Below are 1,452 nucleotides of genomic sequence, written 5' to 3'. Positions count from 1 at the left end.
GGTGGATTCAACCGGTCGTCGCAACACCTTAATCCAGGAGGTGTTTCATGGGTCGTCCATCGAAGTGGATGCAACAGTTGACGGGGCGAGGAGCAATGCGCTCGCCAGGTGCACCATCGCTTCGGCATGAGGTTGAGCGCCAGTTTTGGGAGCAGGTTGCGACCGGAATCACAAGCGAGAAGGCTGCTGCGGCAGTTGGCGTGTCCCAGGCGGCAGGGACACGCTGGTTTCGCGAGCGTGGCGGTATGCCGTTGTTCATGGCAAGTCCAATATCCGGCAGGTACTTATCGTTTGCTGAGCGTGAAGAGATAGGATTACTCACGGCCGAAGGCGTCGGCGTACGTGAGATCGCTCGCCGTATTGGCCGCAGCGCGTCAACGGTCTCACGAGAGCTCAAGCGTAATGCTGCAACTCGTAGTGGCCGCCTCGATTATCGTGCATCAGTTGCGCAGTGGAAGGCGGAATTGTTTGCCAGGCGACCGAAACCAGCAAAGCTTGCGACAAACCCGAGGCTGCACCGCTATGTGCAAGAGCGCCTGGAAGGCCAGGTTCACGACGCTAAAGGACGTAAGATCGCAGGGCCTAGTCAAGCGGCGTTCATCGGGCGGAATAAACCAGAACGCAGTGATCGCAAATGGGTCAATGGCTGGTCGCCGGAACAGATTGCCAATCGATTAAAAGTCGACTTTCCAGATGACGAAACCATGCGCATCTCTCACGAAGCCATCTATCAGGCGCTTTACATTCAAGGGCGTGGTGCGCTCAAGCGCGAACTGGTGACCTATCTGCGCACCGGACGAGCACTGAGAGTGCCAAGGGCCAGGGCGCAAGCCAAGGCGTGGGCTCATGTCAGCGAAGACGTGATGATCTCCGAACGTCCAGCGGAAGCTCAAGACCGTGCCGTACCGGGACATTGGGAAGGTGATCTGATCATCGGCTTGAACCGTTCTGCGATCGGAACGCTGGTCGAGCGATCAAGCCGATTCACCATGCTCATCCATCTGCCTCGCGAGGAAGGCTATGGGCTGATTCCCAGGACGAAAAACGGTCCCGCGCTGGCCGGCTATGGGGCTGTCACGATGGCCAACGCACTCAAGAAAACCGTGACGAGCATGCCTGCCCAGTTGTGGCGATCATTGACTTGGGATCGGGGAAAGGAACTGTCCGATCATGCTCGCTTCACAATTGAATCTGGTGTGAAGGTCTTCTTCGCCGACCCGAACAGCCCATGGCAACGTGGCACGAACGAAAACACGAACGGCCTTCTACGACAATACTTTCCAAAGGGCACGGATCTGTCCCGGTGGAGCGCTCGAGAGATTCAAGCCGTTGCAAATACGTTGAACACCAGGCCCCGGAAAACACTCGGCTGGAAAACGCCTGCTGAAGCTCTGGACGAGTATCTCAGGTCCGTTCAACAATCTAGTGTTGCGACGACCGGTTGAATCCACC

The 1,452-nt window shown here is 57.2% G+C and carries 1 protein-coding gene; it reads left to right on the top strand.

The window, feature by feature from the left end; genetic code table 11:
• The first annotated feature begins 68 nt into the window (after window positions 1–68).
• On the top strand, window positions 69–1,445 hold the full coding sequence (locus H0X91_RS34625; protein ID WP_080331845.1) for an IS30 family transposase: 1,377 nt from the start codon (window positions 69–71) through the stop codon (window positions 1,443–1,445).
• Window positions 1,446–1,452: the final 7 nt, after the last annotated feature.

Source organism: Burkholderia sp. 9777_1386 (assembly GCF_015712265.1).
GTDB classification, from domain to species: domain Bacteria; phylum Pseudomonadota; class Gammaproteobacteria; order Burkholderiales; family Burkholderiaceae; genus Burkholderia; species Burkholderia cenocepacia.
The sequence above is the reverse complement of the archived record's forward strand: the minus strand, read 5'-3'. Positions and strand labels throughout refer to the sequence as shown.

What these genes read in the sequence shown, in the direction of transcription:
- H0X91_RS34625 (WP_080331845.1), top strand. Translation starts at nt 69, where the DNA reads ATGCAACAGTTGACGGGGCGAGGAGCAATGCGCTCGCCAGGTGCACCA.